Origin of the sequence: Sphingobium terrigena (assembly GCF_003591655.1) — a bacterium.
Classification (GTDB): Bacteria; Pseudomonadota; Alphaproteobacteria; order Sphingomonadales; family Sphingomonadaceae; genus Sphingobium; species Sphingobium terrigena.
Genome location: NZ_QVRA01000069.1, coordinates 1 through 3110 on the forward strand (window position 1 = coordinate 1; position 3110 = coordinate 3110).

Consider the following 3110-nt stretch of genomic DNA (forward strand, 5'->3'; position numbering starts at 1 on the left):
GTAAGCGCCGACGGAAGGCGGCCTTGTTGCCGGCACCGGAATAGGAAAGCTCGCGGTCTTTGAGGAGGCGTGAGCATGGACATCGAGCAGTCAAACGAGCCTCGCATGAGCGGTCGCGGGGATGGCGGAGCGCTTGTACAGGTGGAGCGGCGTCGGAACTGGAGCGACGAGGAGAAGCTGGCGATCCTGAAGGAGACGACGGTGCCGGGCGTTGTCATATCGGCCGTAGCGCGGCGGCATGGGATAGGCACGGGTCAGCTCTACACCTGGCGCAAGCAACTGCTCCGGGGAGCGATGGCAGGCTTCGTACCTGTCGAACTGGCAGCATCATCGCCGTCGGCCAAAGCCCGAGAAGCTGGGCGGATCGAGGTTCGAGGGCAGTGTGGCTTGACGGTGTCGGTTGATGGCGAGGTTGATCGGGCTGCCCTGAAACAGGTGCTCGATGTCTTGCGGGAGCTGGATCATTGAGCCTGGCGCTCCCGCCTTCGACGAAGATCTACCTGTCCCTGGCGCCGTGCGACATGCGCAAGGGGTTTGACGGGCTGTCAGCGCAGGTGCGCAATATTCTTCAGCTCGATCCCTTCTCGGGGGCGGTGTTCCTGTTCCGCGGGAAGAGGGGCGACAGGCTGAAGGCCTTGGTCTGGGACGGCTCAGGGCTATGCCTGTATGCGAAGCGTCTTGAGCGCGGAAAGTTTGTTTGGCCACGTGCCCATGAGGGTGCGCTGCGGCTGTCGGCAGCCCAGCTTGCGATGTTGCTCGAAGGCCTGAACTGGAAGCAGGCGATCGTCCACGACGAGGTGATCACGCCGAGGCTCGCATAGCCAAAAAGATCAGGAAAACCGCCATTTTATGTAGGATTTACCGTGGGCTTCGGCTATTATCGGTGGCATGCGGTTCGCCCTTGATCGCCTTCCCACAGACCCGGTTCTCCTGCAGAAAATGCTGCTGGAGATGGCCGATGTCATGGAGCAGGAACGGGCCGAACTGACGGCGGCGCAAGCCACCGTCAAAGCCCAAACCTTGCGGATCGAAAAGCTCGAGCATCGTGTCGCGCGGCTGCTGCGCGTCCAGTTCGGCCGCAGCTCCGAGAAAATGGATATCGCCCAGCTGCGGCTGATGTTCGAGGAGGTCGAAGCCCCGGAACCGGCAAACGATGAGGTGTCGGCGCCACCCGTGATGAAATCGGCCCGCAAATCCGGCGGCCGCGTTCCGCTTCCTGCACACTTCCCGCGTCAGACCGTTGATCATCAGCCCAGCCCGTGCAGTGCCGGTTGTAATGGACCGTCAGTGCAGATCGACGAGGCCGTCACTGAGGTTCTCGACTATGTCCCTGCACGCTTCCGCGTCATCCGCCATGTCCGGCCCAGGCTGGCGTGCCGATCCTGCGAACAGATCCGACAAGCGCCCGCTGTCGATCTGCCGCTGCCCAAGGTGATGGCGAGCAGCGCCCTGCTGGCCCACCTCGTCGTCAATCGCTTTGTCGATCACCAGCCCTGGCACCGGCAGTCGGTAATCTTCCGCCGCGTTGGGCTTCACATTGATCGGGATGTGATGAGCCGCTGGGCGCGAAAACTGGCATGGCTGCTGGCGCCGCTGGGCGAGCGGTTGTTCGCCTATATCCGGGAAGCCGCCAAGATCCATGGTGATGACACGCCGGTCACCTTGCTGGGCAATGGCGACGGCAGCCGGACCGGGCACTTCTGGGTATATCTGCGCGATGATCGTTCAAGCGGTGACATGAGCCCGCCTGCCGTCTCCTTCCGCTTCAGCCCAGATCGTGGCGGAGTGCATCCGGCAGAACATCTCGCCGACTATCAGGGGTATCTACAGGCAGACGGCTTTGCCGGGTACAACGCACTTTACCGTGACCCCAAGACCAAGGCGCTCAGGGATATCGTCGAAGTGGGATGCTGGAGCCACGCGCGCCGGAAGTTTACCGACATCCTGGATAAGAGCCCGTCACCGATCGCGGCGGAGGCGGTCGTGCGGATCGCCGAACTCTTCGCCATCGAGCGCGATATCAAGGGTGCGCCACCTGATGAGCGAAGACGCATCCGCCAGATCAAGGCGGTGCCGAAGCTCGAGGCTTTGCGCGTCTGGCTTGAAACCCAGAACCGTGGCCTGTCGTCTGACAGCAATCTGGCGCGTGCCTGTCGCTATCCGCTCAACCGCTGGCAGGCCATGATCCGTTACTGCGATGACGGTCGGCTCGAGATCAGCAACAATCTGGTGGAAAACGCCCTGCGCGGTGTCGCGCTCGGGCGCCGGAACTGGATGTTCGTTGGCTCCATGAAGGGTGGAGAGGCCGCCGCGCTCTTCTACGCCCTGGCGGGCACATGCCGACTCAACGGCGTCGAGCCCGAGGCATGGTTCACTGACGTCATCGAGCGCATCGGTGATCACCCGATCAATCGGATCGATGACTTCTTGCCGTGGAACTGGCAGGCATCAAGGCTGACCAACGATCTGGAGAAGGCTGCGTGAGCAACGGCACTGTTGTGCGGATGAAGATTACGCTGGACGATGTCACGCCGGCCGTCAGCCGAACGCTGGAGGTGCCGCTCAATATCCGGCTCGACCGTATGCACACCGTCATCCAGACCGCCTTCTCGTGGACGGACTCTCACCTGTGGGAAATGAGCTTCGGGCAGACCGGCTTTGGTATCCCCGATCCCGAATACAGCTTCGACGGGCCGCTCGACGCCCGTAAGGCCACTCTCGCCCAGGTCCTGGCGGATACGAGGCGCAAGACCTTCCGATATCTCTATGACTTTGGCGATGCCTGGGAGCATAGCGTCAAGATCGAACGCGTCAGCCCGGCCAGCCCGCACCTGACATATCCGCTCATCCTCGATGCAGTAGGCATGCGGCCGCCAGAGGATTGTGGCGGCCCATGGGGCTACGCCGAAAAGCTCGAAGCGCTCGGCGACCCACATCATGAATATCACGAAGAGGCGCTCGAGACCCTCGGTGAAGACCATGATCCCAACGCCAAGCCCGATATCCCCCTGATCGAGGCAAGGCTGGAAGCGCTTGCGAAAAAATGGGCGCCACGGACACGCCGAAAAGCCTGACAGGCCGCGTCAACGCCACCTTCCGTCGGCGCTTAC

General features: G+C 62.3%; 4 protein-coding genes. All 4 read left to right on the forward strand.

What is annotated here, in order from left to right; genetic code table 11:
• Positions 1–75: 75 nt before the first annotated feature.
• Positions 76–468 carry an IS66-like element accessory protein TnpA gene (gene tnpA, locus D0Z70_RS24260; RefSeq protein WP_119750767.1) on the forward strand — a complete coding sequence of 131 codons (393 nt, stop codon included), beginning with the start codon at positions 76–78 and terminating at the stop codon, positions 466–468.
• Positions 465–821, forward strand: coding sequence for an IS66 family insertion sequence element accessory protein TnpB (gene tnpB / locus D0Z70_RS24265; RefSeq protein ID WP_347880922.1), 357 nt, complete (start codon positions 465–467; stop codon positions 819–821). Before tnpA ends, tnpB begins: the two co-directional genes overlap by 4 nt.
• A 67-nt stretch (positions 822–888) precedes the next feature.
• Positions 889–2484 carry an IS66 family transposase gene (gene tnpC / locus D0Z70_RS24270; protein WP_119750768.1) on the forward strand — a complete coding sequence of 532 codons (1596 nt, stop codon included), beginning with the start codon at positions 889–891 and terminating at the stop codon, positions 2482–2484.
• Positions 2481–3074 carry a plasmid pRiA4b ORF-3 family protein gene (locus D0Z70_RS24275; RefSeq protein ID WP_239019131.1) on the forward strand — a complete coding sequence of 198 codons (594 nt, stop codon included), beginning with the start codon at positions 2481–2483 and terminating at the stop codon, positions 3072–3074. Before tnpC ends, D0Z70_RS24275 begins: the two co-directional genes overlap by 4 nt.
• The last annotated feature ends 36 nt before the right edge of the window (positions 3075–3110 follow it).

Coding starts and splice junctions, on each gene's coding strand:
- tnpA (WP_119750767.1), top strand. CDS start 76: ATGGACATCGAGCAGTCAAACGAGCCTCGCATGAGCGGTCGCGGGGAT.
- tnpC (WP_119750768.1), top strand. CDS start 889: ATGCGGTTCGCCCTTGATCGCCTTCCCACAGACCCGGTTCTCCTGCAG.